The organism is Nonomuraea sp. NBC_00507, from assembly GCF_036013525.1.
In the GTDB taxonomy this organism is placed as follows: domain Bacteria; phylum Actinomycetota; class Actinomycetes; order Streptosporangiales; family Streptosporangiaceae; genus Nonomuraea.
Map to the genome: position 1 here is coordinate 4,414,905 of NZ_CP107853.1, position 24,284 is coordinate 4,439,188.

Consider the following 24,284-nt stretch of genomic DNA (forward strand, 5'->3'; position numbering starts at 1 on the left):
GACAACCCGGTCAGCGGCGTCGGGGCGTGTAGGGCGGGACGGCCTCGAGGTCCAGATCCGCATCGGGCCAGCGGCGGCGGAGCAGGTCGGCCGCCTGACGGGCCCAGCCGGCCAGATGCGGCAGGGCACGGTGGGCCTCGGCGGTGCGGGCGGCGGCCTCCAGGATCGCGACGAGCTGCGGGCGGCTGTCGTCGCCCGCCGGGCGGGCGTCCACCCTGGGGAAGCGTTCCAGCCGGTTCAGGGCGTAGGAGAGGCAAGCCGCGGCCAGTCCGAAACCATAACGCCGGTCGTCCTCGGCCTCGGGCACGCCGCGGGCCAGGGCGCGGCGATACTCGGCGGCGAGGCCGTCGTCGCGGACCGACAACCAGCCGGGGCCGGGGACGTGCAAACAGACGGCGTCGTGGAGAGCGTGGGTGTAGGCGGCGAACTCGAAGTCGATGAGCCGGGCGTCCGGGTCGCCCGAGGGATGCACGAGGATGTTGTTGGTCTCCGGGTCGCCGCTGCTCAACGCCAGGAACGATCCGGGCTCGGCCAGCTCCTCCCGTACGGCGGCCAACTCCCGCTCGGCCCGCCCCACGATCGGCGCGCCGAGGGCCGCGGCCTGCCTGTGCCCCTTCTCGCGGTTCCCGGCGAAGTGCACGATACGGTCCTCGTCCGGCGTGATCGGGCCGAGCGCCGCCCTGCGCGCGTGGTAGGTCGCGGCCTGCCCGGCGGTGGCGGCGTTCAGCTCGCCGCGGGCGCGGGCGAAGGCGGCCAGGCGTATGGCGTGGGCGGCTGCGCCGTCCGCACGCAGCAGCCCGTCCAACGGCGTGCGTGGCGCCAGGTCCTCCAGCACGATGAGCCCGGCATCCAGGTCGGCCGCCAGAGCGCGCGGAGCCAGGCCGAGGCCGAGGTCGTCGGAGAGGAAGCGCAGCACGGCCAGTTCGGTGCGGGTCCGCCACGAGGCGGTACGGAGACCGTCGGCGCCTCGGTGCGGGCGCGTCCATTTGGCGATCACCGGTTCGGCGCCGTCCAGCCGCGCTCGTGCGACGGCCCAGGGCGGCACGGGTTGCCAGCCGACGACGGTGACGGGGGCGGGACGATGGCGGGATAAGAGGGATTCAACTTCGATGGGCCGGCCGATCACGCGAGTAGCTTATGCGTCCCTGCTGCGCCGGATTGATCCGCGTGGCACATTTTGCCGCCTTGCGTGAGCGCGGCTGGAGTCCCCACGAAGGCTGCGACGGGGGAGCCTGTCTGGGATTTCTCTGAGATGGTTTTACACACCTCTTAACACCAAGTAATTGAGCCATTACAATGCGTATATGAAAACACTGCAGTCAGCCAATGGCCTGCCTGACCATGGGCATGGGGGGCTGGGACGTGTGGCGCACGGAGCGCTGACGTCCCTGTCTGGCATCGAGGACGGACCGAAACTCTTCCTCGGCTACAACACCCTTCCCAATCCACCGTTTCCGCTGGTCGGATACCTGCAGAACGACTTGGGCCCGGAGGCGGCGGCTCTCGACCCGGCCTCCCTGCTGCGCGCCGCCGCCGGGTCGATGCGGGCACACCCGGTGCCGCCGAAGGAGGCGTTCGCCGAGGGGCACCGGCGAGTGGCGGCGGTGATGCGGGTGGACGCGATGGTCTTCGTGGTTTCGGCGCGGGCGTTCGCTCCGCAGCAGAGCCCGTCCGCCCGCGCACTGTGGGCGAACCTGGTCGAGGGCTATTACCGCGATGGCGACGCCGAGGCGTGCGTGGACGCACGGGAGACGGCCCTGGCCCTGGGCGTGGACCGGCAGAACGGTCGTGTGCTGCTGGTGGCCGAGCGGGGCCCGTCCGGCGGCTATGCCGCACCTGTCCGCGTCGAGGGGAAGCCGAGAGGGGAGCTGTTCGACCTGCTGGGGGAGGTGCTGGACGCCCAATACGTGTGGACCAAGGCGGCATTCGCGCTCTGAGGCCGTGCCCTCTCGGTGTTCGCCCAGTCCAGCCACCCCTTCGTGACGCCGGGGCGCCGGCCCCCCGATCGGACCCCGCCCCTCCCTCGCCTTGAGCAGGGCGAGGGAGGAGACGGCCATGAAGGGATTCGCCAGACGTCCAGCATGAGGGGCCGAAGTCGTGAGGCCCACCGCGGCACCGTCGATCACCCGGCAGCTGGTGGAGCGCTTCGCCACCCCGGGTCGAACGCCGGGCCGGCCGGCGCGCTGAGCCTCAGCGAGACCACGGTGAAGACCCACGTGGCGCGCATCTTCGCCAAGCGCGGCCTGCGTGACCGCGCCCAGGCCGTGGTCGTCGCCTACGAGACCGGCCTCGTCCGCGCGGGCGACGGCCTCAGTAAGGCCCTGCGACGGGCATCCGTAAGGGGTCGCGACGGGCCTCGTCCGCGCACGGTGAGCGCCCGTAGGCTGGGCGGCATGACCTTCATCGTGACCACGGGCGCCACCGGCAGGCTCGGTGGCCGGATCGCCGCCCGGCTCGCGGCTGCAGGGGCCGAGCAGCGGCTCGTCTCCCGGGCCGCGGGCCGCGTGCCGCAGCTCGACCGCGCGAGCGCGATCAGCGCGGACTACGGCGATCCCGAGGCGATGAGGCGGGCCCTCGACAAAGCGACGACCGTATTGTTCGTGTCGGCGTCGGAGAGCGCCGACCGGCTCGACCGGCACCGCACGTTCGTCGACGTCGCCCGCGACGCCGGCGTCACGCACCTGGTCTACATCTCCTTCTACGGCGCCTCGCCGTCGGCCACGTTCACGCTGGCGCGTGACCACTGGGCGACCGAGCAGCACATCCGCGACAGCGGCCTGCCCTTCACCTTTCTGCGCGACAGCCTGTACGCCGACTTCCTGCCCAGCATGGCCGGCGAGGACGGCGTGATCCGCGGCCCGGCCGGGCAAGGCCGGGTGGCGGCCGTGGCCCAGGACGACATCGCCGACGCGGCGGCCGCGGTGCTGCTGGACCCGGGCGCGCACGAGGGGGCGACCTACGACCTCACCGGGCCGCGCGCGATGACGCTGGACGAGGTCGCCGCCACACTGAGCCGGGCCACCGGGCGGACCGTCACCTATCACCCCGAGACCCTCGAGGAGGCGTACGAGTCACGCCGGGTTTACGGCGCGCCCGACTGGCAGGTCGACGCGTGGGTGTCCACCTACCTCGCGATCGCCGCCGGCGAGCTCGAAGGAGTCAGCGACGCCATCCCGGCCCTCACCGGGCACCCGGCGACGACCTTCGAGGAGCTCCTGGCAAAGATCTAGGCATTTTGGGGGTTTGACCGGTCCGCCCTGCATGGATTAGTTTCTCACCAGTAGTTAATTAAAGGGGCGGCTCATGGACCAGAGGTATTCGCCGGTTCAGGACTTACGGCGGCACCACCGCCGGCTGGTGCTGCGGAGCCTGCGCGACGACGGGCCTCAGCCGCGTGCCGATCTGGCGCGGCGGCTGGCTCTGTCGGCCACCACGATGACCAAGGTGGTGGGCCAGCTGCTCGAGGAGGGCCTGGTCGCGGAGGACGCCGTGGAAGGCGCCGGCCAGCGGGTCGGCCGCCCGTCCACCGGCATCAGGATCCGCGCGGACGCCCGATACGTCATCGGTGTCCAGGTCGGCGCGGGCGCGGTGCAGCTGGGGCTGTGCGACCTCAGGGCCAGGGGCGTCCGGAGCGCATCGTTCGCCTTTGACGCCGAGGCCCCGGAGCGGGTCGTGGCGCGCATCGCCGAGGTCGCGTCCGAGCTCGCGGCCGACGTGCCCGCCGACCGGCTGCTGGGCATCGGGGTCGCCGCCCCCGGCCCGGTGGATCCCGAGCATCGCCGCAACCTGCTGTCGGTCAACCTGGGCTGGCGCGACGTGGCCTTCGCCGACCTGCTGGAGGCCGCGCTGGACGTCCCCACGGTCGTCGACCACAACGTACGTTCCATGGCGCTGGCCGAGTGCCGCTACGGGGAGACGGCCGGCGCCGACCCCCTCCTGTACGTGTACGTCCGCACCGGTGTCGGCGCCGGCCTGGTGATCGGCGGCCACCCGTTCCGGCCAGGCCCCTACGGGGTCACCGAGCTGGGCCATCTGCGGGTGCTGGAGAAGGGCCGCCCGTGCCCGTGCGGCGCGACCGGCTGCCTGGAGACCGTGGTGTCGGAGCCATACCTGATCGAGCAGCTTGGCCGCCGCTCCGCCAACCCGCTCGCGGAGATCCCCGACGGACTCCTCGACGACCTGGTGGATCACCTGACCACCGGGCTGGCCAGCGCCGTCAACCTGCTCAACCCCGAGCTGATCCTGCTCGGCGGCATCTTCGCGCCGGCTCCTGAGCCGGTGTTCGACCGGGTGCGTGCCGCCCTGCGGGCCAAGGCGTTCCCCGTGCTCCGCGACGCGGTGCGGGTGGAGCGGCCGACCCTCGGCGGCGAGGCCGCCGGCGTGGTGGGCGGGGCCGCCGTCGCCTTGGATTGTTTCTTGTACGAAAGGTAGGAACTGTGGTTAATCGCGTTTACGCCCCGCTGGCCGCGTTCGATCCTCTGGCGGGCGAGGTGGTGCTCGCGCCGGAGAAGGACGAGGAAGGTTACTGGTCGGGCGCCGCCGGGGTGCTGCACGATGGCGAGCGGTTCTGGCTGACCTACCGGCGACGCCGGCCCAGGGGCGCCGCGTCGGAGCGCGGCTGGCAGTGCGCGGTCGCGGTCAGCGACGACGGCCTCGACTTCACCGACGTGTGGTCGGCGCACAAGGGCGAGCTGGGCACGCCGTCGATGGAGCGTTTCTGCCTGGCGCCGGCCGACGGCGGCGGGTTCCGGCTCTACCTGTCGTACGTGGATCCGGCCGACAACCGGTGGCGCATCGACGCGGTGACGGCCGAGCACCCGTCCGCGTTCGACGTCACGCGGGCCCGGCCCGTGCTGACCGCGGCCTCCACCGGCACCGAAGGCGTCAAGGACCCGTACGTGCTGCGTGCCGGTCCCGTCACCTACCTGTTCGCCAGCTACGCCGAGCCGCTGGAGAGCCCCGACCCCGATGCGCACGCGACCGCCGACATCTACAACGTCGGCGCGACCACGCACCCCACCGGCCTGGCCACCAGCCTCGACGGCGAGTCGTTCACCTGGCGGGGGAGCGTCCTGCCGGTCGGCACCGGCTGGGACCGCTACCAGGCCAGGCTGAACAGCGTGGTGCCGATCCCCGGCTGCGGATACGTGGGCTTCTACGACGGCTCGGCCTCGCACGCGGAGAACTACGAGGAGCGCTGCGGCATCGCCGTCTCCACCGATCTGTTCGACTGGCGGCGGCTGTCGGAGTATGGGCCGTGGGTCACCTCGCCGCATCGCAGCGGATCCGTACGCTATCTCGACGCGCTGATCCTCGACGGGCAGTGGTGGCTTTACTACGAGATGACGCGCCAGGATGGGGCACACGAGCTGCGCGTCCTTCGCGTTCGGGCTGAATGAGCCGGACGCACGCCTCGGGCCCCATTACTCTCCCATAGAAGGGCATTCTTGGGGGCGGAGGGATTAGTGACGGTCAACGGGGCGTCGGCGACGACGCCTGTGGCAGAGGTGACGGGCCAGGCGGTCGGGCGGGTTCTCGGCACGCAGGCGGCCTCGCCGCTGTCGTTCTGGGTGGGGCTGGAGCCAGGCAAGGTCCTGCAGCTCGACGACGTGGTGGTGACCAGGCGGGAGGTGCCCGGGTACGGGCCGGTGCTGATGGCGGGCGTGGTGACGACCGTGGAGGCCAGGCACGAGGGCGCGGCCTACGACTCGGACGTGTTCCTGATCGCCGAGGGCGCGCTGCCTGCCGCCGTGGTCGAGGTGGCCGAGATACGGGTGACCAGGGTCGAGCCGGAGGTGTTCGTGCCGCCGCTGCCCGGCGCCCAGGTCTACCTGGCCAGTGCCGGCGACCGCGACCAGGCGCTCTACTTCGACGTCATGGACCGGCGCATCCCGATGGGCATGGGCCGCGACGGCCAGCCGCTCTACGTCAACTTCGACTTCCTCGACGGCACCCGCGGCGCCCACGTGTCGATTTCCGGCGTGTCCGGCGTGGCCACCAAGACCTCCTTCGCCACGTTCCTCCTCTACTCGATCTTCAACTCGGGAGTGCTGGACGCGGAGTCGGCCAACACCAAGGCGTTGATCTTCTCCGTCAAGGGCGAGGACCTGCTCTTCCTCGACCACGACAACCTCCGCCTCGACGAGAAGGCCAGGAGCGTCTACGCCAGGCTCGGGCTGCCCGCGCGGCCGTTCGGCAGCGTGCACGTCTTCGCCCCGCCCCGGCCGAACGACCCGAACGGCGTGCCCCACGTCGCCGCCCGCACCCAGGGGGTGAGCGCCTTCTACTGGACGCTGGTCGAGTTCTGTGAGGACGAGCTGCTGCGGTTCGTCTTCGCCGACGCCGACGACGAGCGGGCCGGCTATTCGCTGCTCGTCGGCCAGGTCGCCGCCCGGCTGAAGGCGTGGGCCGAGCCCGTGGGCGACGGCGGTGCGGTCAGGGTGCAGGGCACGACGTGCCGGACGTTCGCCGACCTCGTCGAGATGCTGTCCGACCAGCTGCAGGACGAGGGCAGCCGGCTGCAGTGGACCGGCGCGCAGACGCCGCTCGGCACCGTCAACGCCTTCCTGCGCAGGCTCCGCAGCGCGGTCCGCCCGCTGTCCCCGATCGTCCGCGGCGACCTGCCGTTCTACCGCGCCCACTCGGTCAGCACGTCCGACGCCCAGGTCTCGATCGTGGACCTGCACAACCTGCCGGAGCGGGCGCAGCGGTTCGTGGTCGGCGTGGTGCTGCGCGGCGAGTTCCACCGCAAGGAGTCCTCAGGCACGGCCAAACCCCTGCTGTTCGTGGTGCTGGACGAGCTCAACAAGTACGCGCCGCGCGAGGGCGACTCGCCGATCAAGGAGATCCTGCTGGACGTGGCCGAGCGCGGCCGCTCACTCGGCGTCATCCTCATCGGCGCCCAGCAGACCGCCTCGGAGGTGGAGCGGCGCATCGTCTCCAACAGCGCCGTACGCGTCGCAGGCCGCCTCGACCCGGCCGAGGCCGCCAGATCCGAGTACGGCTGGCTGCCCCCGGCCGTCCGGGAGCGCGCCACGATCGCCAAGCCGGGCACCATGTTCGTGGCCCAGCCGGAGATCCCGGTCCCGCTGGCCGTGGCCTTTCCCTTCCCCGCGTGGGCGACCCGGCCGGCCGAGGCGGCGGCGCAGGTGACGGCGTCGAGCGGTGATCCGTTCAAGGGCCTGCCCGGCGTCGAAGACGACATCCCGCCCTTCTGATCACAGGTGGTTTCGTGAAGATCCTCCACACCGCGGACTGGCACGTGGGCAAGGTGCTCAAAGGCCGCCCTCGACTCGACGAGCACCGGGCCGTGCTGCGCGAGCTGGTCGGCGCCGCCCGTACGCACGACGTGGACGCCGTCATCGTGGCCGGCGACCTGTTCGACACCTCCGCCCCCACCCCCGAGGCCCAGTCGCTGGTGCTCAACGCGCTCATGGCGCTGCGGGCCGACAACCGCGACGTGATCGTGCTGGCCGGCAACCACGACAACCCGCAGCTGCTGGAGGTCTACCGGCCGGTGCTGGGCAAGCTGGGGCTGCACGTGCTCGGCGCCTTCCGCCGTCCCGACGCGGGCGGCACGCTGGCCTTCACCGCGCGCTCCGGCGAGCCGGTGCGGCTGGCCGTGCTGCCCTTCCTGTCGCACCGCTACGTCGTACGCGCCGCCGAGGTCCTCACCGGCACCGCCGCCGACCACAACCGCGACTACGCCGCCCGCATCGGCGAGCTGATCGGCGCGCTCACCGCCGGCTTCCACGGCGACACCGTCAACCTCGTCACCACCCACGGCACCCTGCCCGGCGGGGCATTCGGCGGCGGCGAGCGGGAGGCGCAGTCGATCTTCTCCTACTACTTCGAGCCGACCGCCTTCCCGACGGCCACCCAGTACGCCGCCCTCGGCCACCTCCATCGCCGCCAGCAGATCCCCGGGCCCTGCCCGATCTGGTACAGCGGCTCGCCGCTCGCCGTCGACTTCGGCGAAGAAGGCAACACCCCGGGCGCGCTGCTGGTCGAGGTCTCGCCTGGTCGTCCGGCCGTGGTGCGCGAGCTGACGTTCGGCTCGGCCCGCCGGCTGCGCACCGTACGCGGCACGCTGGAGCAGCTGGAGGCCATCGAGCCCGGCGACGACTGGCTCAAGGTGATCGTCGAGGAGAAACCCCGCGTGGGCCTCGCCGACGACGTGCGCGAGCTGCTGTCCGGCGCCGTGGACGTCATGCTGGATGAGAAGTTCCGTCCGGTGCCCGCCACGCGGCGGGCGAGCTCCGCCGACCGCAGCCCGCGCGAGTTGTTCCGCGACTACCTTGCCGCCACCGGACGCCACGACGACCAGGTGGCCACCCTGTTCGACCGGCTCTACGACGAGGTGACCGGCTGATGCGCCCCCTGCTGCTGCACCTGGACCACTTCGGCAGCTTCCGCGAGCCGGTGACGGTGGACTTCACCGACACCGAATACTTCGCGCTGGTCGGCCCCACAGGGGCGGGCAAGAGCACGATCATCGATGCGATCTGCTTCGCCCTGTACGGCACGGTGCCGCGCTGGGGGAGGGAGGGCGCCGTCGCCCACGCACTGGCGCCGTCCGTCAGCGCCGGCAAGGTGGCGATGGTGTTCGAGAGCAACGGGCGCCGTTACGGCGTGGTCCGGGCGATGGTGCGCGACGCCAAGGGCGCGGTGCGTACCAAGGAGGCCAGGCTCGACGAGCTCGACCCCGTGGCCCAGCCGGCGTTCGACGCGGTGGTCAAACCCCTCGCCGAGGGCGAGAACGTCACCATCGAGGCCCAGCAGGTGACCGGTCTGGAGTACCGGTTCTTCACTCAGTGCGTGGTGCTGCCGCAGGGGCGCTTCGCCGAGTTCCTGCACGCGGCGCCGCGCGAGCGGCAGGACCTGCTGGTGCAGTTGCTCGACGCCGACGTGTACGAGCGGATCAGGCAGCGCGCCGCCCGCGAGGAGGAGACCGCCAAGCAGGCCGCCTCCTTCGCCCGCGACGAGCTCGCCAAGTTGTCCGGCGCGAGCGAGGAGGCCGAGCGGGAGCTGGCCGAACGGCTGGCGGCGCTGCGGCGGCTGGCCGAGACCATCAGCGCCGACCTGGACCTGCTGCGGGCCCGCGAGTCCGACATCCGCCGCGCCGAGCAGGAGCGGGCGGCCGTCGCCGAACGGCAGTCGGTGTTGTCGGCGCTGCGCATGCCCGACGCGGTCCCGACCCTGGCTTCGGCCCGCCGCGCCGCCGCCGAGGCGGTCGAGACGCTGACCGCCGAGGTCGCCACCCTGGAAGCCGACGATCATGAGGCGTACGAGGCGCTGGCCGCCCTGGGCGATCGGGGCGCGCCGCGGGCGGCGCTGGCCGCGCTGGACGCCCGCGAGCGGTTGCACGTCGAGGCCAGGCGCGCCCGCGGCGCCGCCGCTTCAGCCGCCGCGCCGCTGGAGGGCCTGGCCGCCGAGGCGGCCGATGCCGAACGAGCGCTCGCCAACGTGGAGGCGCGGCGCGAACGCCTGCGTGACGCCCACGCCGCCGCCCACCTCGTCCAGCGGCTCGCCGTCGGCGAAGCGTGCCCGGTCTGCCGCCACCCGATCACCGAGCTGCCGCGCCACGAGCAGCCCACCGACATGCGCACCGCCGACCGCGCCCTCGCCACCGCCCGCGAACGGGTCCAGCAGGCCAGAGCCGCGCACGCCAAGGCCGAGACGTCGGCGTCGATGCTGGCCGCGCAGGCCGCCCGGCTGGAGACTGAGCTGGCCGCGTTGCCCGCCCCCGGCGACCGGGCCGAGCTCGAAGCGCGGCTGGCCGCCATCGCCAAGGCCGACGAGCTCGCCACCGAGGCCCGCAACGCCGTACGCGCCGCCCGCGGCCGGCTGGACCGCGCGCGGAGCGCCGCCGAGCAGGTCGAGCGGCAGGCCGACAGCGCCTGGCGCACGCTGGAGTCCGCCCGCGACCGGCTGCTCGTCTCGGGTGTCCAGGACGACCCGCCGCCGCCCTTGGTCCGCGAGGACCTGCACCGGGCCTGGAGCGAGCTGCTCGGCTGGCGGGACCGGGCCGCACAGGCCGCCCGTGCCGCGCTGGCCGCGTACGACGAGGAGCTCGCCCGGGTCGGTGAGCGGCTCGCCGCCGACCGCCACAGGCTCGGCGAGCGCCTGGCCGAGCACGGCGTCGTCGCCCCGCGCGACGCCTCCCCCGACCAGCTGGGCGCCGCCGTCGCCGGGACCGCGGCCCGCGCCGAAAGCGCGCTCGACCGGCTCAAGGAGGACCGCAAGCGGGCCGCCGACCTGGAGAACCAGGTCGCGATGAAGGAGCACGAGGCCAAGGTCGCCCACGAGCTCGCGCTGCGCCTGCGCGCCAACGCCTTCGAGCGCTGGTTGTGCGCCGAAGCCCTCGCCGTGCTGGTCGCCTCGGCCTCCGAGACGCTGCGCGAGCTGTCCGACGGCCAGTACGAGCTGGCGCTCAGCGACAAGACCGGCGACATCGAGGTCATCGACTTCGGCGAGGCCGGGATGCGGCGCAGCGCCCGCACACTGTCGGGCGGTGAGACCTTCCAGGCCGCGCTGGCACTCGCCCTGGCCCTGTCCGGCGCCGTCGCCAGGGGATTGGACTCCATCTTCCTCGACGAGGGCTTCGGCACCCTGGACCCGGCCACGCTCGACACCGTCGCCACCACGCTCGAACGCCTCGCCGCCGGCCAAGATCGCATGATCGGCGTCGTCACCCACGTTCCCGCGCTGGCCGATCGGGTGCCGGTACGCTTCGAGGTCAGGCGCGACGCCAAGGGCTCCCATGTGCGGAAGGCGGAGGTTCAGTGACGGGCTTCACCGTTGACCCGTGGGACCCCGGCTACGCCGCCGCCCTCGCCGTCGAGGCCCTCTCCGAGCTGGGCGCGACCAGCGCCGAGCTGGTGCTGGACATCGAGCGGCCGGCCGCAGACTGGAAGCCCGTCACGCCCGGCCCTGACGCCGCCGCCCCCGAGACGTTGCTGGTCGCCGACGGCGTCCGCAGGATCGACGCCCGCGTCTGGGTCCATGATCCCGACGCGCCCATGCCCGTTCCCGGGATCGCGGCCTCCTACGCGGCCGGGATCGTGCGATGCGGCCCGGACGGCGCCGACCTCGCCGAGATCGAGGTCCACCGGGCGTTGATCTCCGCGTTCCCGCAGGCGCCCGAGGTCAAGACCCCGCACGCCACCTACCACCCCAGCAAGGCCGCCGACGGCAGCTTCGAGGAGCTGTCGCTGGCGTTGCAGCGGCAGGTCACGCAGCTGGAGGTGGACCTGGCGGTGCGGCACCGGTCGCAGAGTGACGACCTGCTGCTGGTGGACGGGCCGTTGCGGGGGCGTACGCATCTGCCGCGCACGGTCGGTTACATCAAGACGCACCACACCGCCTACCTGCCGCCGCCGCAGTCCGCGGTGGTCGCCGCGCTCATGCCCGGGCAGCGTACGCCGGTCTTCTTCATGGGCACCAGCTGGCGGCGGCACGCCTGGTATGTACGGCTCCCCGTCCAGTCATCGGCACCCTGGGCGGGTGTGGCCCGCTGCGAGGCCGGCGCCGAGCTGGAGCCGGCCCAGGTCGTCCGGCTGGCCGACGCCGTCACGCTGGCCCTGCCGCCGCTGGCCGGAGTGGACTACAAGGACCCGCGCGCGCCACAGAACCTCGTCCCGATCGGCGGCCTGGAAAAGCTCCTGCGCCACCACTTGGGCGACGCCCGCCTGCTCTACCGCGCGCTGCGCACCGCCGCGGGCGCCTAGGCGCTGACCTATCAGTGGCGGGCGCGGGGGAGCGAGGCGGTCACGATCAGGCCGCCCCCCTCGCGCGGCCGTGCCCTGACGTCGCCGCCGTGCGCGAGCGCCACCGACTGCACGATCGACAGGCCAAGACCCGCGCTCCGCGCGGTGACCACCCGCTCGGCGCCGTGCCGGTGGAAGGGCTTGAACAGCAGCGGGACGTCGTAGGGCGGCACCTCAGGCCCGGTGTTGCTGACCTCCACCTCGACCTTTCCCTCCGACACCGTACGGCTGACCACCCGCACCCACCCGGCGCCGTCGTCGACGTTGTAGCGGATGCCGTTCTCGACCAGGTTGTGCACCAGCCGTTCGAGCAGCAACGCGTCCCCGGTGGTCGGCGCCTGCGCGGTCACCTCGTACACGGTGATCTTGGCCTCGGCGGCGTCCCCTTCGGTCTGCCTGACCACGTGCGTCACCACGTCGGCCAGGTCCACCGGCGACCGATCCGCGATCTCCTGCTCGGACCTGGCCAGCAGCAGCAACCCGGAGATGAGCCGCTCGTGGCGGGCGTTGATCTCCAGCAGGCTCTCGCCCAGCTCCTTGACGTCAGCCGAGGCCGTACGGCGGTGCATGGCCAGCTCGACCAGCGCCCGGTTCAGCGTCAGCGGCGTACGCAGCTCATGAGAGGCGTTCGCCACGAACCTGCGCTGCCCGTCGAAGGAGTCGTCCAGCCGCTCCACCATGGTGTCGAACGTGTCGGCCAGCGTCTTGACCTCGTCCTCCGGCCCTTCGAGACCGATCCGCTGATGCAGGCCGCGCTCGGCCATGGGCTCGGCGGCGATCTTGCGGGCCGTGTCGGTGACTCGGTGCAGCGGCGCCAGCACCCGCCCCGCCACCACCCAGCCGAGTCCGACGGCCAGGCCGCCCACCACGACCAGCGCGATCGCGCCCTGGGTGAGCAACGAGGTGATGGCGGCACTGCGCAGCTCCAGCTCCTGCTGGCGCAGCCACTCGATCGCGGCCTGGCCCTCCAGCAGGACGCCGTCCTTCATGAAGAACAGGTTCTTGACCTTGCCGGGCTCCGACGCGTACCGGCTCTCGAACGTCTGCGTCAGTTGCTGGTTGAACAGCAAATAGGTGACGCCGAGCAAGGTCAGCCCAGCGAGAAAGAAGACGGCGCCGTACACGAGCGTGAGTCGCAGTCGCAACGTGGGCTGCAGGCGCGGGAGTCTCATGCGATCCGGTACCCCACCCCCGGCACGGTCTCCACGACCGGCGGGTCGGCGAGCTTGCGGCGCAGCTTGAGAATGGTGAGCCGGACGGCCCCCGTGAACGGGTCGGCGTGCTCGTCCCACGCCTTCTCCAGCAGCTGCTCGGCCGAGACCACGTTGCCGTTGGCCCGCATCAGCTCGGCCAGCACCGCGAACTCCTTCTTCGACAGCGGCACGAACCGCCCGTTCCTGAACACCTCCCTGCGCGCCGGGTCCAGCGTGATCCCGGCCCGGCGCAGCACCGGCGGTACGGCCGGCCGCGAGCGCCGCCCCAGGGCCAGGACGCGGGCGGCCAGCTCGGGGAACGCGAACGGCTTCGACAGGTAGTCGTCGGCCCCGATGGACAGCCCCGTCACCCGGTCGTCGAGCTGCGCGGCCGCCGTCAGCATCAGCACCCGCGCGTCGGACTCCGAGGCGACCAGTTCCCTGCACACCTCGTCGCCGTGCACCCGCGGCAGGTCGCGATCCAGCACGACCACGTCGTAGTCGTTGACCGCGATCCGTTCCAGCGCCGCCTCGCCGTCATGCGCCAGATCGACCGCATGGGTCTCCTCGCGCAGCCACTCGGCAATCGCGTCGGCGAGCATCCGCTCGTCCTCAACCACCAGCACCCGCATGGCGTAGCTCAGGCCCCTCTCTTCGCTTTCAGAGCCGAGTGTGACCTACGGGGCGTTTGCTCCAAATAAGTCAGCCGCGGAAACGCGGAGGAAACGGCGGGCCGTATTGCATCTCCCCTCGACGACGTTGATTCGACGGAGGAGATCATCCATGCGAGCACGAGCTCTCATAACTCTGGCCGCCGCCACCATGCTGCTGGCGGGCTGCGGAGGCGCCGCCGCCGGCGGCTCCGACGTGGCCTCGGTCACCGGCACAGGCAATCAGGCCGGGGCCAGCGCCAAACCGAGCGAGGACCCGCACGAGAGGGCGCTCAAATACGCCCAGTGCATGCGCGAGAACGGCATCGACATGCCGGACCCCGAGCCGGGCAAGGGCGTCATGCTGCGGCTCGACAAGAACACCCCCAGGGAGACGATGCAGAAGGCCCAGGAGGCCTGCAAGCAGTACGCCCCGAGCGGTCAGAAGGCGGGCGGGGGTGACCCCAAGCGGGCCGAGGCCCTGCGCAAGGTCGCGCAGTGCATGCGGGACAACGGCGTCGAGAAGTACCCGGACCCCGAGGGCGGCATGATGCGCATCACCGGCGACGTCGGCCAGGACCCCGACTTCAAGTCCGCCCAGGAGAAGTGCCAGGAGCAGATGGCTGAGGCCGGTATGGGAGGAATGTGATGGGAATGGCCACCCTTGACGGGAAGGCGGAGCCCGATGCGACGCCCTCCCGCCCGCGCCGCCGTCGCGGGCGGGGCAAGGTGGTCGCCGGACTGTTCATCGTGCTGGCCGCAGCGGGCGGTGGGTTCGTGGCGATCAACAGCGGGGGCCTGCTGGAGGGCGCCTCGGGTCCGACCCAGTCGGCCAAGGCCCTGCCCCCGGCCACCGCCACGGTGGCCAGGCAGACGCTGAACGACACCATGGACGCCGATGGCGAGCTCGGCTACGGACCGGTCACCACGGCGGTGAGCAGGAAGCCCGGCACGATCACCTGGCTGCCCGAGAGCGGTCAGCAGATCACCCGCGGCAAGTCGATGTACCGGCTGGACAACGACCCCGTCACGCTCATGTACGGCGACACGCCCGCCTACCGCGACCTCAAGATCGGCGCGGAGGGCAACGACGTGGAGAACCTGGAGCGCAACCTCAGCAAGCTGGGCTACGACGGCTTCACGGTCGACGACGAGTACACCTACGACACCGCCGAGGCCGTCATGGAATGGCAGGAAGACCGTGGCCTGGACGAGACCGGCGTGGTCGAGCTGGGCCGCGTCGTCTTCGCGCCGGGCAAGGTACGCGTGGAGAGCATCGAGTCCGAGGAGGGCCAGCCGGCCCAGCCCGGCCAGAAGGTCCTGACGTACACGGGCACGTCCAAGGTCGTCACCGTCGAGCTGGAGGCCGAGGACCAGCGGATGGCCAAGAAGGGGGCCAAGGTCGAGGTCACGCTGCCCGACGGCAAGAACGTGAACGGCAAGGTCACCGAGGTCGCCACGGTCATCGTGCCGGGCGACAGCCAGAACGCCGACCCCGAGACCCGGGTCGAGGCGCTGGTCTCGATCGGCAATGCCAAGGCCGCCAAGGGGCTCGACAAGGCGTCGGTGGACGTGACGTTCACCGCCTCCCAGCGCAAGAACGTGCTGACCGTGCCGGTCGCGGCGCTCGTGGCGCTGCGGGAGGGCGGCTTTGGCCTGGAGGTGATCGAGGGCGGCACGTCGAGGTACATCGCCGTCGAGACGGGGCTGTTCGCCGGCGGGCGGGTCGAGGTCGAGGGCGACGGGCTCACCGAGGGCATGACCGTGGGGATGCCGAAGTGACGTACCCCATGATCTCGCTGACGGATGTGTCCAAGTCCTACCCCGGCGGGGTGACGGCGCTGAACTCGGTGTCGCTGCGCATCGAGCACGGCGAGCTCGTCGCCATCGCCGGCCCGTCGGGGTCGGGGAAGTCGACCATGCTCAACGTCGTCGGCACCCTCGACCGGCCGTCCTCGGGAACCATCCACATCGACGGCTACGACGTGTCGAAACTGTCCGACGGCCAGCTCTCGGCGCTGCGCGCCACCACGATCGGTTTCATCTTCCAGCACTTCCACCTCGCCGCGAAGGTCCCCGCGCTGGACAACGTGGCCGACGGCCTCATCTACACCGGCATGAGCAGGTCCGAGCGGCGCCGCCGGGCGGCCGCCGCGCTCGAACGGGTCGGTCTCGGGCACCGGATGGACCACGAGCCGCACGAGTTGTCCGGTGGCGAGCGGCAGCGCGTGGCCATCGCCAGGGCCGTGGCGGGCGAGCCGCCGCTGGTGCTGGCCGACGAGCCGACCGGGGCTCTGGACTCGGTGTCCGGCACGGGGGTGATGGAGTTGCTGCACGAGTTGAACGCCTCCGGCACCACCATCGTGATCATCACGCACGATCGGGAGATCGCCGCCAGCCTGCCCCGGCAGGTGCGGATGCGGGACGGCGAGATCATCGCGGACAGCGCGATGCCCGACATGCCGGACTCCGGCACGTCGGGCATGGTGCCGGACTCGGGCACATCGGATATGGCCGAATCAGGGGTGGCGTGATGGCCGTCGTCGAGGTGAAACGGCCCAAACTGGCCCCGGCCGGCATGCGGCTGGGCGACGTCATGCGGGTCGGCGCGGTGGGCCTGCGGACGCGCCCTCTGCGGGCGTTCCTGTCCGCGCTCGGCATCGCCATCGGCATCGCGGCCATGGTGGGCGTGGTCGGGCTCTCGTCCTCCTCGGGCGCCGAGCTCGACCGCACGCTCTCCGCCCTCGGCACCAACCTGCTCACCGTCGCCTCGGGCACCACGCTCACGGGCGAGGCGGCGCAGATGCCGAAGGACGCCGAGGCGATGATCGAGCGCATCGGGCCCGTGGAGGCCGCCTCCGCGGTGGCGAAGATCTCCGCGGCCAAGGTCTACAGGTCCGAGCAGATCCCCGAGGCCCAGACCGGTGGCATCGCCACGTACGCCGCCCGCCTCGACCTGCCCGCCACCGTCGGCGCGACGCTACGCAGCGGGACCTGGCTCAACCAGGCCACCGAACGCTATCCGGCGGCCGTGCTCGGCTCGGCCGCCGCCCAGCGGCTCGGCATCGGCGCGGTCAGCCAGGACACGCAGGTCGTCGTCGGCGGCCAGCGCTTCTCCGTCGTCGGCGTGCTGAACCCGGTCGCGCTCGCCACGGACCTGGACAGCGGCGTCATGGTGGGCTGGCCGGTGGCCGAGGAACGGCTGGACTTCGACGGGCACCCGACCACGCTCTACACCCGCTCGGAGGAGGCCAATCTGGAGGCGGTACGCCAGGTCCTGGCGGGCACCGCCAACCCGGAGGCGCCGAACGAGGTGGACGTCTCCCGCCCGTCCGACGCGCTGGCCGCCAAGCAGGCGACCAGCCAGGCGTTCGCCAACCTCCTGCTGGGCGTGGGCGCGGTGGCTCTGCTCGTGGGCGGTGTCGGCGTGGCCAACACCATGGTCATCTCGGTGCTGGAACGCCGCTCGGAGATCGGGCTGCGCCGCTCGCTCGGGGCGACCCGCGGTCAGATCCGCATCCAGTTCCTGGCCGAGTCGCTGCTGCTGTCGGCGATGGGCGGAGCGGGCGGTGTGCTCCTGGGCACCGCCGTCACCATGGGGTACGCGCTCTACAGCGGCTGGCCCTCCGTGGTCCCGGCCTGGGCCACGGTCGGCGGGCTCGCCGCGACGCTGGCCATCGGCGCCATGGCCGGCCTCTACCCGGCCATCCGCGCCTCCCGCCTGTCCCCGACGGAGGCACTCTCCACGCCGTGACCCCCGCCCGCCCGGGTACGCTCGGCCCTCGCCCGCCTGCCGGGCGCGGGCCGTCGCCGTACGCCGGTCCGGCCGCGCGGGCCGTCGCCCCACGCCGGCTGCCCGGGCGCGGGCCCGGCGTCCTATTCCGGCTGGAGGAGCTGGGCGGCCAGGGTCCCGTGGATCCACTCCTCCCACTGCTCGGGCCTCCAGCCGCGCTCCTCGACGAACTGCAGGTAGACCTCGGGACTGAGCAGCGTGTAGAGCACGTCGGCCGCGAACTCGGCCGAGACACCGGCCCGCGCTCCCGGCTTGGCCATGAGCGCGTCGGCCGCGGCCCGCTGCACCGTGTAGCGGGGATCGACGTCGTACGACCAGAGCGCTGCCACCTCGGGATCCATCGCCGCGGCCGTGCTCAGCACCTTCATGACCGGCGCCACTCGTTCGAGCACGCCCCGCGCGCCGCGCACATGCGCCCGTAGGTGCTCCTCGGCACGCTCGGCGGCCATCGCCGCGTGGAACCACGGCCGGTCCATGGTCGCCACCGGCTCGTCGTCCCCGGCGATCGTGACGTCCACCAGCTCTTTCAGTAGCGAGCGTTTGTTGCCGAAGACGAAATAGATCGTCTGCACGGCCACGCCCGCTTTATCCGCGATGTCCTGCAGGTTCGTGGTGCCGTACCCGTCGCGCACGAACAACTCCCCGGCCGCCTGCAGGATCCGCCTCCGCGTCTCCCTGGCCTTCTGCGTGCGTTTGCCGACCCTCTTGACATCCTCCATAGCTAGAGTTTAACTCTAGTTACGTTCGCTAGATAGCAACTCTAGAGAGGAACTACAGTGAAAGCGATCATCCGCACCACCCGCTTCACCGCCGACCCCGCCGCCACCGAAAAGGTGCTCGCCGCGCGGGCCGCCCTCATCGCCGCGCTCCGCGCCAAGATCTCCGGACCCTCGGAGGCCAAGCTGATCCGGGTCGACGAACGGACCTGGGTCGACATCTGGCGCTGGGATTCCCCGGCCGACCTTGAGGCCGCGGCCGAGCTCGCGCCCACGTTGCCGGAGGCGCGGGCCGCGTTCGCCGTGGCCAATGACCCGACGGCCGAATCGGGCGAGCTGGTCGACGAACGCTAGGTTCTCCGGGCCTGGCCCGGTGTCACCTGGCGCCGCCCCTGAGCTTGGCGATCAGTCCCAGGTCGTCCACGCAGTGTCCGAGGCCGAGCGCCACGGACTCCAGGGGCCGCTCCGCCCGGCGCACCGGCATGCACAAGGCGGTACGCATCCGCCGGCACAGCCCGCGCAGCAGCGCGCCACCCCCCACCAGCACCGCACCCCGTTCCCCGAGGTCGGCCACCAGTTCCGCCGGGCAGTCCTCCACGATCCCGACCGCCGCCCGCTCGATGGTCTCGACCGGCTGCCTGGTCGCCTCATAGATCAGTTGCACTGGGAGTGCCGCCGTGCGCTCCCTGCCGGTCTCCGCGTCCCTGCCGTGGACCAGCACCTGCCGGTCCAGAGGCTTCCACTCGGAGCCCGCGCGTCGCTTGGCCGCCTCCGCCTCGGCCTCGTCGATCAGCAGTCCGTGCTCGCGCTCGACCAGGCGGGCGATCGACCTGCTCATGGCATGGCCGCCGCCCGGCACCGTGCCAGAGGCGACCACGGCCCCGTAAGACAGCACCGCGATCCTGGCCGCGTCGCGCCCGATGTCGATGACCATCCACCCGGCGCAGTCCTTGACCGGCACGCCCGCGCCGAGCGCGGCCGCCAGCGCGTGCGGGATCAGCAGGATGTCCCGCGCCTCCGCCTCGAACGCCACGTCCCGCAGCGCCGCCCGGTCGATCCGCGTGCACCCGTCGGGCAGCGCCAGGACCACCCGCGGCCGGGCGAACGGATGCCCGTGCACTTTGCGGACGAAATACCGGATCAGACGCCGGGTGAGCTCACCGTCGGCCGGCAGCCCGTCGCTGATCGGCCAGCACGTCTCGCCGGGTACGTCGACGGCCGCCGCGCCGTACCCGAGGACCTTGCCCGTCTCGGCGTGGCGTGCGACGGCCGAGGGCTCGTCCAGCACGATGCCCTTGCCCTTGACGTAGATCCGGGTGCACGCGGCCCCGAGATCCATCGCCAGGTCATGGCCGAGGACGCTCATCGCCGCTCCGGGGGGTTGGCTATCATGTCGCTTCTGCTTCCCCGGTGCGTACCAACGCAATACCAGGAACGGTTCGTCTTTGCCCAAGGCACGGCCTCAGCCCCGGTTTCGCGCCATAACCGCCGCCGTGCGAAGCTGTGATTGTCCCCAACACCATGGAGGTCCTCATGGCGGATACACCGGAGCCGGAAAACAGCGAAACTCCCGAGGACGAGATGAAGCGCAAGTTCCGCGAGGCGCTGGAGCGCAAGCGCAACCAGCACGCGGGCTCGGGCGAGGGTGGCAGGGGCGGTGACCCATCGAAGATCCACGGGGCGCACGGTCCGGCTGCGAGTAAAAGATCGTTCAGGCGCAAGAGCGGCGGCTGAGACTGGGATTGCGAGGGGGTACGGCATGCCGTGCCCCCTCTTTCTATGCCGACCACTGCCCGATTCGTCCCTTTACATCCCTAGGTAGATCTTTCTACAGATTCATGATGATTTGTTTGCGTGTGTCCGGAATACGTGGTTAAAGTGTGGGCCATTACCTAGCCGAGTCCCGATAGATCGGGAACCGGGGACCCATCCCCTGGGGTGAATCCGGCCACGTGCCGGTAGGGCATCTCCACCGCCCGAACCCGTCAGCTAACCCGGTAGGCGTGATGGAGAGGACACCGCATTGATGTACGTACCCCCAGACAGCGTCGTGCCGGCCTCCGGTTGATCGGCCCTTTTCCCAGGCTCTTTTCGCGCTCCGCGTAGTAACCCCCGTTCGGCGTTCTGCCTTGCTACGCCCTTTTTTGGGGAGCGCGTGTCCCTGACCCCTCGCAAAGGACCTCACTGCCCCATGTCTGCACGTTTTGGCCTGCGTTCCTGCGCCCTGTTCGCCACCTCCGCCACCACCGTTGTGGCCATCGCCTGCACGGCGGCCCACGCCGATTCCGACACCGAAGAGAAGATCCTGCTCAAGGGCTCTACCACGGCGTCCTATTACTGGGACGACGGATCCGGCCGCAACGGTGACACGGGCATGCCCGCCAGCGGCAAGCCCATGCAGAAAGGTCTGGCCGCCAGTCCGAGCTGGCCGCTGCTGACCGAGGGATATGTGGTCTACAAGGGCAAGAAGCTCCCCTTCTTCGTCGGTGACCGCGGCCCGGGCGTGCCCTCCAACCGTGGCATCATGCTCGACTTGGACGCCAAGACCTTCGCGGAGCTGACCGGCGGCAGGTTCAACCCCAATACGCTCAGCGTGGAGGGCGTCGGCGGCCAGGGTCACATCAAGATCGACTACGTCATCACGAAGTGGGGCGACGGCGTCGGCAAGAAGAACTACCCGGTCCCCTTCTCCACCGGCGCCTGGGGCAGGAAGGACACTAACCCAGCCAAGCCTCCGAAGGTGGTGGCAGAGGAGGAGCCTGCCGAGGTCAAGACCCCCGAGGCCAAGTCCGCCGAGGTCGAGCCCGTCGAGGAGCCCGCCGGTGGCAAGGCGGTCGCGGCTCCGGTTGGGCACCCCGTCACGCCCAAGACCGAGGTGGAGGAGTCGAGCGCCGTGAGCGGCGTCCTCCTCACGGGCGCGCTGGCCATGGCCGGGGGCGGCGTGGTGCTCGGTCACAAGCGCCTGCGCAGACTTATCAAGCGCTGACTTTACGAGACGGAGACCAGAATGTCATTCTGGTCTCCGTGACCATGCGCGCAGCCGTCAACGGCATCAACATCGCCTACGAGACCTTCGGCTCACCGGCAGGACGACCCCTGCTCCTCATCATGGGGCTAGGCGCCCAGCTCATCCACTGGGACGAGGGGCTCTGCCGGCTCCTGGCGGAGCAGGGACACCACGTCGTACGGTTCGACAACCGCGACGCCGGCCTGTCCACGCACTTCCACGACCAGGGTGTCCCCCCAGCGGGGACGCCTGCGCCGTACCTGCTCGACGACCTGGCCGACGACGCCGCCGGCCTCATGGAGGCACTCGGCTGGCCCGCCGCCCATGTGGTCGGTGCATCGATGGGCGGGATGATCGCCCAGGCCCTGGCCATCCGGCATCCTGGACGGGTGCTGACCCTGACCTCGATCATGTCGACCCCGGGCCCCGAGGTCGCCCCACCGACCGCGGCGGCGGCCGAGGTGCTGATGGCCACGCCGCCGGCCGACCGTGACGGCGTGCTGGAGCAGGCGCTGCGCACCTGGTCCGTCATCGGCTCGCCCGGCTACGACCTGGACCGCGAGCGGATCATCGAGATGGCCGGGATGGCCTACGACCGGTGCTTCGATCCTGCGGGCACGGCCAGGCAACTGGCCGCCATCATGGCCTCGGGCGGCCGGACGGAGCTGCTCGCCCAGGTGAAGGTGCCCACTCTGGTCCTGCACGGCGAGGCGGACCAGCTCATCCCCGTGGCGGGCGGTCAGGCCACGGCGGCGGCCATCCCCGGTGCCAGGCTGGTGACCTATCCCGGCATGGGCCACGACCTGCCACGTCCCCTCTGGGCCGACATCGTCACCGAGATCACCAAGCTCACCAGCGCCTGAACGCCCGGCGGCGGCCCGCACCGGCCTGCGGGCCGCTCAGGCCGACTTCTCGCGGCACCGGATTATCTCGACGATGTTCTGCTCGGCCCACTCGGCCACCGCTGAGATCGGTTCGTGCAGCGAGCGCCCGAGATCCGTCAGCGTGTACTCGACCCGCGGCGGCACCTCGGCGAACACCTCCCGCGTGACGAGCCCGTCCTGCTCCATGGCCCGCAACGTCTGCGTCAGCACCTTGGGTGTGACCCCGCCGATCTGTGCCCGCAGCTGGGTGAATCGCATCGGCCCGCCGATGAGGCTGAGCACGACCAGCACCGACCATTTGTCGCCGATCCGATCCAGAACCACCCGAGTCGGGCAATTCATATCGAAGACATCGCCGATATCCATAAGGTACTTATAGCACGATGAAGTAACCAGTATCCAATGGATACTCTTGCTGCCATGAAGATCCTTCTCTTTGGCGCGACCGGCATGATCGGCCAGCGCATCGCCGCAGAGCTCACCGACCGCGGGCACGAGGTGACCGGCGTCAGCCGCTCGGGTCCCGTCAAGGGCGACGTTCACGACTCCGCCACTCTGGCCAAGGGCTATGACGCCGTCGTCTCCGCCATCAGCCCGCCGCGCGACGGCACCGAGCCGGAACCGCCCTTCGTCGCCGCCTATCGCGCGCTGATCGACGGCGTGCGCGTGGCCGGCGTGCGCCGCCTGATCGCCGTCGGCGGCGCCGGCAGCCTCCAGGTCGCCCCCGGGGTCGACCTGGTCGACACGCCCGAGTTCCCGGAGATCTACAAGAAAGAGGCGCTGGCCGCGCGTGCCGTGCTGCGCCTCTTCCGCGAGGTGGAGGACCTGGACTGGACGTACATCTCGCCGGCCGCCGAGATCGCGCCCGGCGAGCGCACCGGGGTCTACCGCATCGGCGGCGACCAGCTGCTGGTGGACGAGAAGGGCCGCAGCTTCATCAGCGCCGAGGACTACGCGGTCGCCGTCGCGGACGAGCTGGAGAACGGCGCACATCCGCGCCGGCGCATCACGGTGGCCTACTGAACGGAGGCGTACTGAACGGTGGCCTACTGAGCGGCGTCCTCCGGCAGCAGCGCCTTCTCGTCGGGCTTGTGGACGAGCACGTTGTCCACATACGACTTCACGGCCGCCTCCAGCCCGACGTCCGCGCCCGCCTGCTCCGACAGATACCAGCGGTGGTCCAGAATCTCGTGGAACAGCTGCGCGGGCTCCAGCTTCCCGCGCAGCCCCGCGGGAATGGCCTCGACCGTCGGCTGGAACACCTCCGCCAGCCACTTGTGCGCCACGATGGCCTCGTCCTCGTGCCGCAGCCCCTTGGCCACCCGGAACCCGTCGAGGTCGTTGAGCAGCCGCCGCGCCTGGTTCTCCTCCACGTCGAGCCCGGTCAGCCGGAGCAACCGCCGCTGGTGGTGCCCGGCGTCGACGACCTTGGGCCGCACGATGAGCCGCCCGGTGCCGACCTTGCGCCGCACCATCATCTCGGCCACGTCGAAGCCCAGCAGGTTGAGCCGCCTGATCCGCTGCTCCACGCGGTGCCAGTCCACCTCCTCGATGATCTCGCTCTCGTTGATCTCGTCCCACAGGCGGTGGTAGCGGGTGACGACGTCCTCGGCGGTCTCCATGGGGTCGATGGACGGGTGCAGCAGCCCACCCGCCTCCAGGTCGAGCATCTCGCCGAAGATGTTGGTGTGCGCCGCGTCGATGTCGGCCAGCCGCTGGCCGTTGCTGATCATCGGGTGCATCTCGCCGGTCTCGGCGTCCACCAGGTACGCCGCGAACGCCCCCGCGTCTCTGCGGAACAGGATGTTGGACAGCGAGCAGTCGCCCCAGTAGAAGCCGTTCAGGTGGAGCCGCACCAGGAGCACGGCCAGGGCGTCGAGCAGCCGGGTGAGCGTGTCGGGGCGTAGCGTGCCCGACATGACGGCGCGGTAGGGCAGCGAGAACTGCAGGTGCCTGGTGATCAGCGCCGCGTCCAGGTCGTGCTCGCGGCCGGTGACGTACGCGACCGGCTCCACGGCCGGTGCGTCGAGCCGGGCCAGGTCCCACAACAACTGGTATTCGCGCTTGGCGTAGCGCTCACTGATCTCCTTGATCGCGTACACCTTGCCCGAGAGCCGGGCGAAGCGCACCACGTGCCGCGAGATGCCGCGCGGGAGATCGACGAGATGGTGCTGCGGCCAGTCAGCGAGTGGAACGTCCCAGGGGAGGCGAATGAGGTCGGGGTCACCGAGCGCGCCAGTCATCTGCAGGGGCATTTGCTCAGGATAAGGTGC

General features: G+C 71.2%; 24 protein-coding genes and 1 riboswitch. Of the genes, 17 read left to right on the plus strand and 7 right to left on the minus strand.

Annotated features, from left to right (window positions below):
- Positions 1-10: 10 nt before the first annotated feature.
- On the minus strand, positions 11-1,126 hold the full coding sequence (locus OHA25_RS21915; protein WP_327589359.1) for a hypothetical protein: 1,116 nt from the start codon (positions 1,124-1,126) through the stop codon (positions 11-13).
- Between the two features lie 178 nt (positions 1,127-1,304).
- Between OHA25_RS21915 and OHA25_RS21920 the strand changes: the two genes are divergently transcribed.
- The 8 genes from OHA25_RS21920 (at position 1,305) to OHA25_RS21955 (ending at position 11,729) form a co-directional block, all read left to right on the plus strand.
- A complete protein-coding gene (locus OHA25_RS21920) occupies positions 1,305-1,937 on the plus strand; it encodes a hypothetical protein (protein WP_327589360.1) in 633 nt (210 codons plus the stop codon).
- Between the two features lie 144 nt (positions 1,938-2,081).
- Positions 2,082-3,230 carry an NAD(P)H-binding protein gene (locus OHA25_RS21925; protein WP_327589361.1) on the plus strand — a complete coding sequence of 383 codons (1,149 nt, stop codon included), beginning with the start codon at positions 2,082-2,084 and terminating at the stop codon, positions 3,228-3,230.
- A gap of 73 nt (positions 3,231-3,303) precedes the next feature.
- Positions 3,304-4,431 carry an ROK family transcriptional regulator gene (locus OHA25_RS21930; RefSeq protein ID WP_327589362.1) on the plus strand — a complete coding sequence of 376 codons (1,128 nt, stop codon included), beginning with the start codon at positions 3,304-3,306 and terminating at the stop codon, positions 4,429-4,431.
- Positions 4,432-4,436: 5 nt separating this feature from the next.
- The gene (locus tag OHA25_RS21935; protein ID WP_327589363.1) at positions 4,437-5,399 is read left to right on the plus strand and encodes a hypothetical protein; all 963 of its coding nucleotides are present in this window, start codon (positions 4,437-4,439) and stop codon (positions 5,397-5,399) included.
- 66 nt (positions 5,400-5,465) lie between these two features.
- A complete protein-coding gene (locus OHA25_RS21940; protein ID WP_327589364.1) occupies positions 5,466-7,217 on the plus strand; it encodes an ATP-binding protein in 1,752 nt (583 codons plus the stop codon).
- A gap of 14 nt (positions 7,218-7,231) precedes the next feature.
- Positions 7,232-8,371 (plus strand): exonuclease SbcCD subunit D, encoded by a 1,140-nt coding sequence (locus tag OHA25_RS21945; protein ID WP_327589365.1) that lies wholly within the window; start codon positions 7,232-7,234, stop codon positions 8,369-8,371.
- Positions 8,371-10,788 (plus strand): SMC family ATPase, encoded by a 2,418-nt coding sequence (locus OHA25_RS21950; RefSeq protein WP_327589366.1) that lies wholly within the window; start codon positions 8,371-8,373, stop codon positions 10,786-10,788. Before OHA25_RS21945 ends, OHA25_RS21950 begins: the two co-directional genes overlap by 1 nt.
- Positions 10,785-11,729: a hypothetical protein gene (locus OHA25_RS21955; RefSeq protein WP_327589367.1), complete on the plus strand. Its 945-nt coding sequence runs from the start codon at positions 10,785-10,787 to the stop codon at positions 11,727-11,729. The genes OHA25_RS21950 and OHA25_RS21955 overlap by 4 nt, the downstream gene beginning before the upstream one ends.
- Positions 11,730-11,740: 11 nt before the next feature.
- Here OHA25_RS21955 and OHA25_RS21960 read toward each other — a convergent pair whose 3' ends face one another.
- Positions 11,741-12,940, minus strand: a complete 1,200-nt coding sequence (locus OHA25_RS21960) for a sensor histidine kinase (protein ID WP_327589368.1) — start codon at positions 12,938-12,940, stop codon at positions 11,741-11,743.
- Positions 12,937-13,593, minus strand: coding sequence for a response regulator transcription factor (locus OHA25_RS21965; protein WP_305916482.1), 657 nt, complete (start codon positions 13,591-13,593; stop codon positions 12,937-12,939). The genes OHA25_RS21960 and OHA25_RS21965 overlap by 4 nt, the downstream gene beginning before the upstream one ends.
- A gap of 151 nt (positions 13,594-13,744) precedes the next feature.
- Here OHA25_RS21965 and OHA25_RS21970 point away from each other — a divergent pair, with 151 nt between their 5' ends.
- The 4 genes from OHA25_RS21970 to OHA25_RS21985 are packed head-to-tail and all read left to right on the plus strand — an operon-like array spanning position 13,745 to position 17,365.
- Positions 13,745-14,260: a hypothetical protein gene (locus OHA25_RS21970; protein ID WP_327589369.1), complete on the plus strand. Its 516-nt coding sequence runs from the start codon at positions 13,745-13,747 to the stop codon at positions 14,258-14,260.
- Between the two features lie 5 nt (positions 14,261-14,265).
- A complete protein-coding gene (locus OHA25_RS21975; RefSeq protein WP_327589370.1) occupies positions 14,266-15,393 on the plus strand; it encodes an efflux RND transporter periplasmic adaptor subunit in 1,128 nt (375 codons plus the stop codon).
- A gap of 8 nt (positions 15,394-15,401) precedes the next feature.
- Positions 15,402-16,145, plus strand: a complete 744-nt coding sequence (locus OHA25_RS21980; RefSeq protein WP_327591028.1) for an ABC transporter ATP-binding protein — start codon at positions 15,402-15,404, stop codon at positions 16,143-16,145.
- Positions 16,145-17,365 carry an ABC transporter permease gene (locus OHA25_RS21985; protein ID WP_327589371.1) on the plus strand — a complete coding sequence of 407 codons (1,221 nt, stop codon included), beginning with the start codon at positions 16,145-16,147 and terminating at the stop codon, positions 17,363-17,365. Before OHA25_RS21980 ends, OHA25_RS21985 begins: the two co-directional genes overlap by 1 nt.
- Before the next feature lie 122 nt (positions 17,366-17,487).
- On the opposite strand, the gene OHA25_RS21990 is transcribed toward OHA25_RS21985, so the two are convergent.
- A complete protein-coding gene (locus tag OHA25_RS21990; protein ID WP_327589372.1) occupies positions 17,488-18,123 on the minus strand; it encodes a TetR/AcrR family transcriptional regulator in 636 nt (211 codons plus the stop codon).
- A 57-nt stretch (positions 18,124-18,180) separates the two neighbouring features.
- Here OHA25_RS21990 and OHA25_RS21995 point away from each other — a divergent pair, with 57 nt between their 5' ends.
- Positions 18,181-18,474 carry a hypothetical protein gene (locus tag OHA25_RS21995; RefSeq protein ID WP_327589373.1) on the plus strand — a complete coding sequence of 98 codons (294 nt, stop codon included), beginning with the start codon at positions 18,181-18,183 and terminating at the stop codon, positions 18,472-18,474.
- Between the two features lie 22 nt (positions 18,475-18,496).
- Here OHA25_RS21995 and OHA25_RS22000 read toward each other — a convergent pair whose 3' ends face one another.
- A complete protein-coding gene (locus OHA25_RS22000) occupies positions 18,497-19,486 on the minus strand; it encodes a rod shape-determining protein (protein ID WP_327589374.1) in 990 nt (329 codons plus the stop codon).
- 167 nt (positions 19,487-19,653) lie between these two features.
- Here OHA25_RS22000 and OHA25_RS22005 point away from each other — a divergent pair, with 167 nt between their 5' ends.
- From OHA25_RS22005 to OHA25_RS22015, 3 genes are all read left to right on the plus strand, one after another.
- Positions 19,654-19,854 (plus strand): DUF5302 domain-containing protein, encoded by a 201-nt coding sequence (locus OHA25_RS22005; RefSeq protein ID WP_305916475.1) that lies wholly within the window; start codon positions 19,654-19,656, stop codon positions 19,852-19,854.
- Positions 19,855-20,004: 150 nt separating this feature from the next.
- Positions 20,005-20,139, plus strand: a riboswitch (cyclic di-AMP (ydaO/yuaA leader).
- 172 nt (positions 20,140-20,311) lie between these two features.
- Positions 20,312-21,106: a hypothetical protein gene (locus OHA25_RS22010; protein WP_327589375.1), complete on the plus strand. Its 795-nt coding sequence runs from the start codon at positions 20,312-20,314 to the stop codon at positions 21,104-21,106.
- A gap of 44 nt (positions 21,107-21,150) precedes the next feature.
- Complete coding sequence (locus OHA25_RS22015) at positions 21,151-21,990, plus strand: alpha/beta fold hydrolase (protein WP_327591029.1); 840 nt, start codon at positions 21,151-21,153, stop codon at positions 21,988-21,990.
- Positions 21,991-22,026: 36 nt separating this feature from the next.
- Here the strand turns inward: OHA25_RS22015 and OHA25_RS22020 are convergent, their stop codons facing one another.
- The gene (locus tag OHA25_RS22020; RefSeq protein ID WP_327589376.1) at positions 22,027-22,335 is read right to left on the minus strand and encodes a winged helix-turn-helix transcriptional regulator; all 309 of its coding nucleotides are present in this window, start codon (positions 22,333-22,335) and stop codon (positions 22,027-22,029) included.
- 96 nt (positions 22,336-22,431) lie between these two features.
- On the opposite strand from OHA25_RS22020, the gene OHA25_RS22025 reads away from it, so the two are divergent.
- Entirely contained in the window at positions 22,432-23,034 is a 603-nt protein-coding gene (locus tag OHA25_RS22025; RefSeq protein ID WP_327589377.1) for an NAD(P)-dependent oxidoreductase, read from the plus strand.
- A 23-nt stretch (positions 23,035-23,057) separates the two neighbouring features.
- Here the strand turns inward: OHA25_RS22025 and OHA25_RS22030 are convergent, their stop codons facing one another.
- Positions 23,058-24,266 (minus strand): DUF4032 domain-containing protein, encoded by a 1,209-nt coding sequence (locus OHA25_RS22030; protein ID WP_327589378.1) that lies wholly within the window; start codon positions 24,264-24,266, stop codon positions 23,058-23,060.
- Positions 24,267-24,284: the final 18 nt, after the last annotated feature.

Bases quoted from the DNA above. Each gene is read 5' to 3' on its own strand.
- OHA25_RS21965 (WP_305916482.1), bottom strand. From the start codon at position 13,593: ATGCGGGTGCTGGTGGTTGAGGACGAGCGGATGCTCGCCGACGCGATT.
- OHA25_RS21985 (WP_327589371.1), top strand. From the start codon at position 16,145: ATGGCCGTCGTCGAGGTGAAACGGCCCAAACTGGCCCCGGCCGGCATG.
- OHA25_RS21980 (WP_327591028.1), top strand. From the start codon at position 15,402: ATGATCTCGCTGACGGATGTGTCCAAGTCCTACCCCGGCGGGGTGACG.
- OHA25_RS22010 (WP_327589375.1), top strand. From the start codon at position 20,312: ATGTCTGCACGTTTTGGCCTGCGTTCCTGCGCCCTGTTCGCCACCTCC.
- OHA25_RS22030 (WP_327589378.1), bottom strand. From the start codon at position 24,266: ATGCCCCTGCAGATGACTGGCGCGCTCGGTGACCCCGACCTCATTCGC.
- OHA25_RS22015 (WP_327591029.1), top strand. From the start codon at position 21,151: ATGCGCGCAGCCGTCAACGGCATCAACATCGCCTACGAGACCTTCGGC.
- OHA25_RS21960 (WP_327589368.1), bottom strand. From the start codon at position 12,940: ATGAGACTCCCGCGCCTGCAGCCCACGTTGCGACTGCGACTCACGCTC.
- OHA25_RS21930 (WP_327589362.1), top strand. From the start codon at position 3,304: ATGGACCAGAGGTATTCGCCGGTTCAGGACTTACGGCGGCACCACCGC.
- OHA25_RS21950 (WP_327589366.1), top strand. From the start codon at position 8,371: ATGCGCCCCCTGCTGCTGCACCTGGACCACTTCGGCAGCTTCCGCGAG.
- OHA25_RS21975 (WP_327589370.1), top strand. From the start codon at position 14,266: ATGGCCACCCTTGACGGGAAGGCGGAGCCCGATGCGACGCCCTCCCGC.
- OHA25_RS22000 (WP_327589374.1), bottom strand. From the start codon at position 19,486: ATGAGCGTCCTCGGCCATGACCTGGCGATGGATCTCGGGGCCGCGTGC.
- OHA25_RS21925 (WP_327589361.1), top strand. From the start codon at position 2,082: ATGAGGGGCCGAAGTCGTGAGGCCCACCGCGGCACCGTCGATCACCCG.
- OHA25_RS21990 (WP_327589372.1), bottom strand. From the start codon at position 18,123: ATGGAGGATGTCAAGAGGGTCGGCAAACGCACGCAGAAGGCCAGGGAG.
- OHA25_RS21920 (WP_327589360.1), top strand. From the start codon at position 1,305: ATGAAAACACTGCAGTCAGCCAATGGCCTGCCTGACCATGGGCATGGG.
- OHA25_RS22005 (WP_305916475.1), top strand. From the start codon at position 19,654: ATGGCGGATACACCGGAGCCGGAAAACAGCGAAACTCCCGAGGACGAG.
- OHA25_RS21970 (WP_327589369.1), top strand. From the start codon at position 13,745: ATGCGAGCACGAGCTCTCATAACTCTGGCCGCCGCCACCATGCTGCTG.
- OHA25_RS22025 (WP_327589377.1), top strand. From the start codon at position 22,432: ATGAAGATCCTTCTCTTTGGCGCGACCGGCATGATCGGCCAGCGCATC.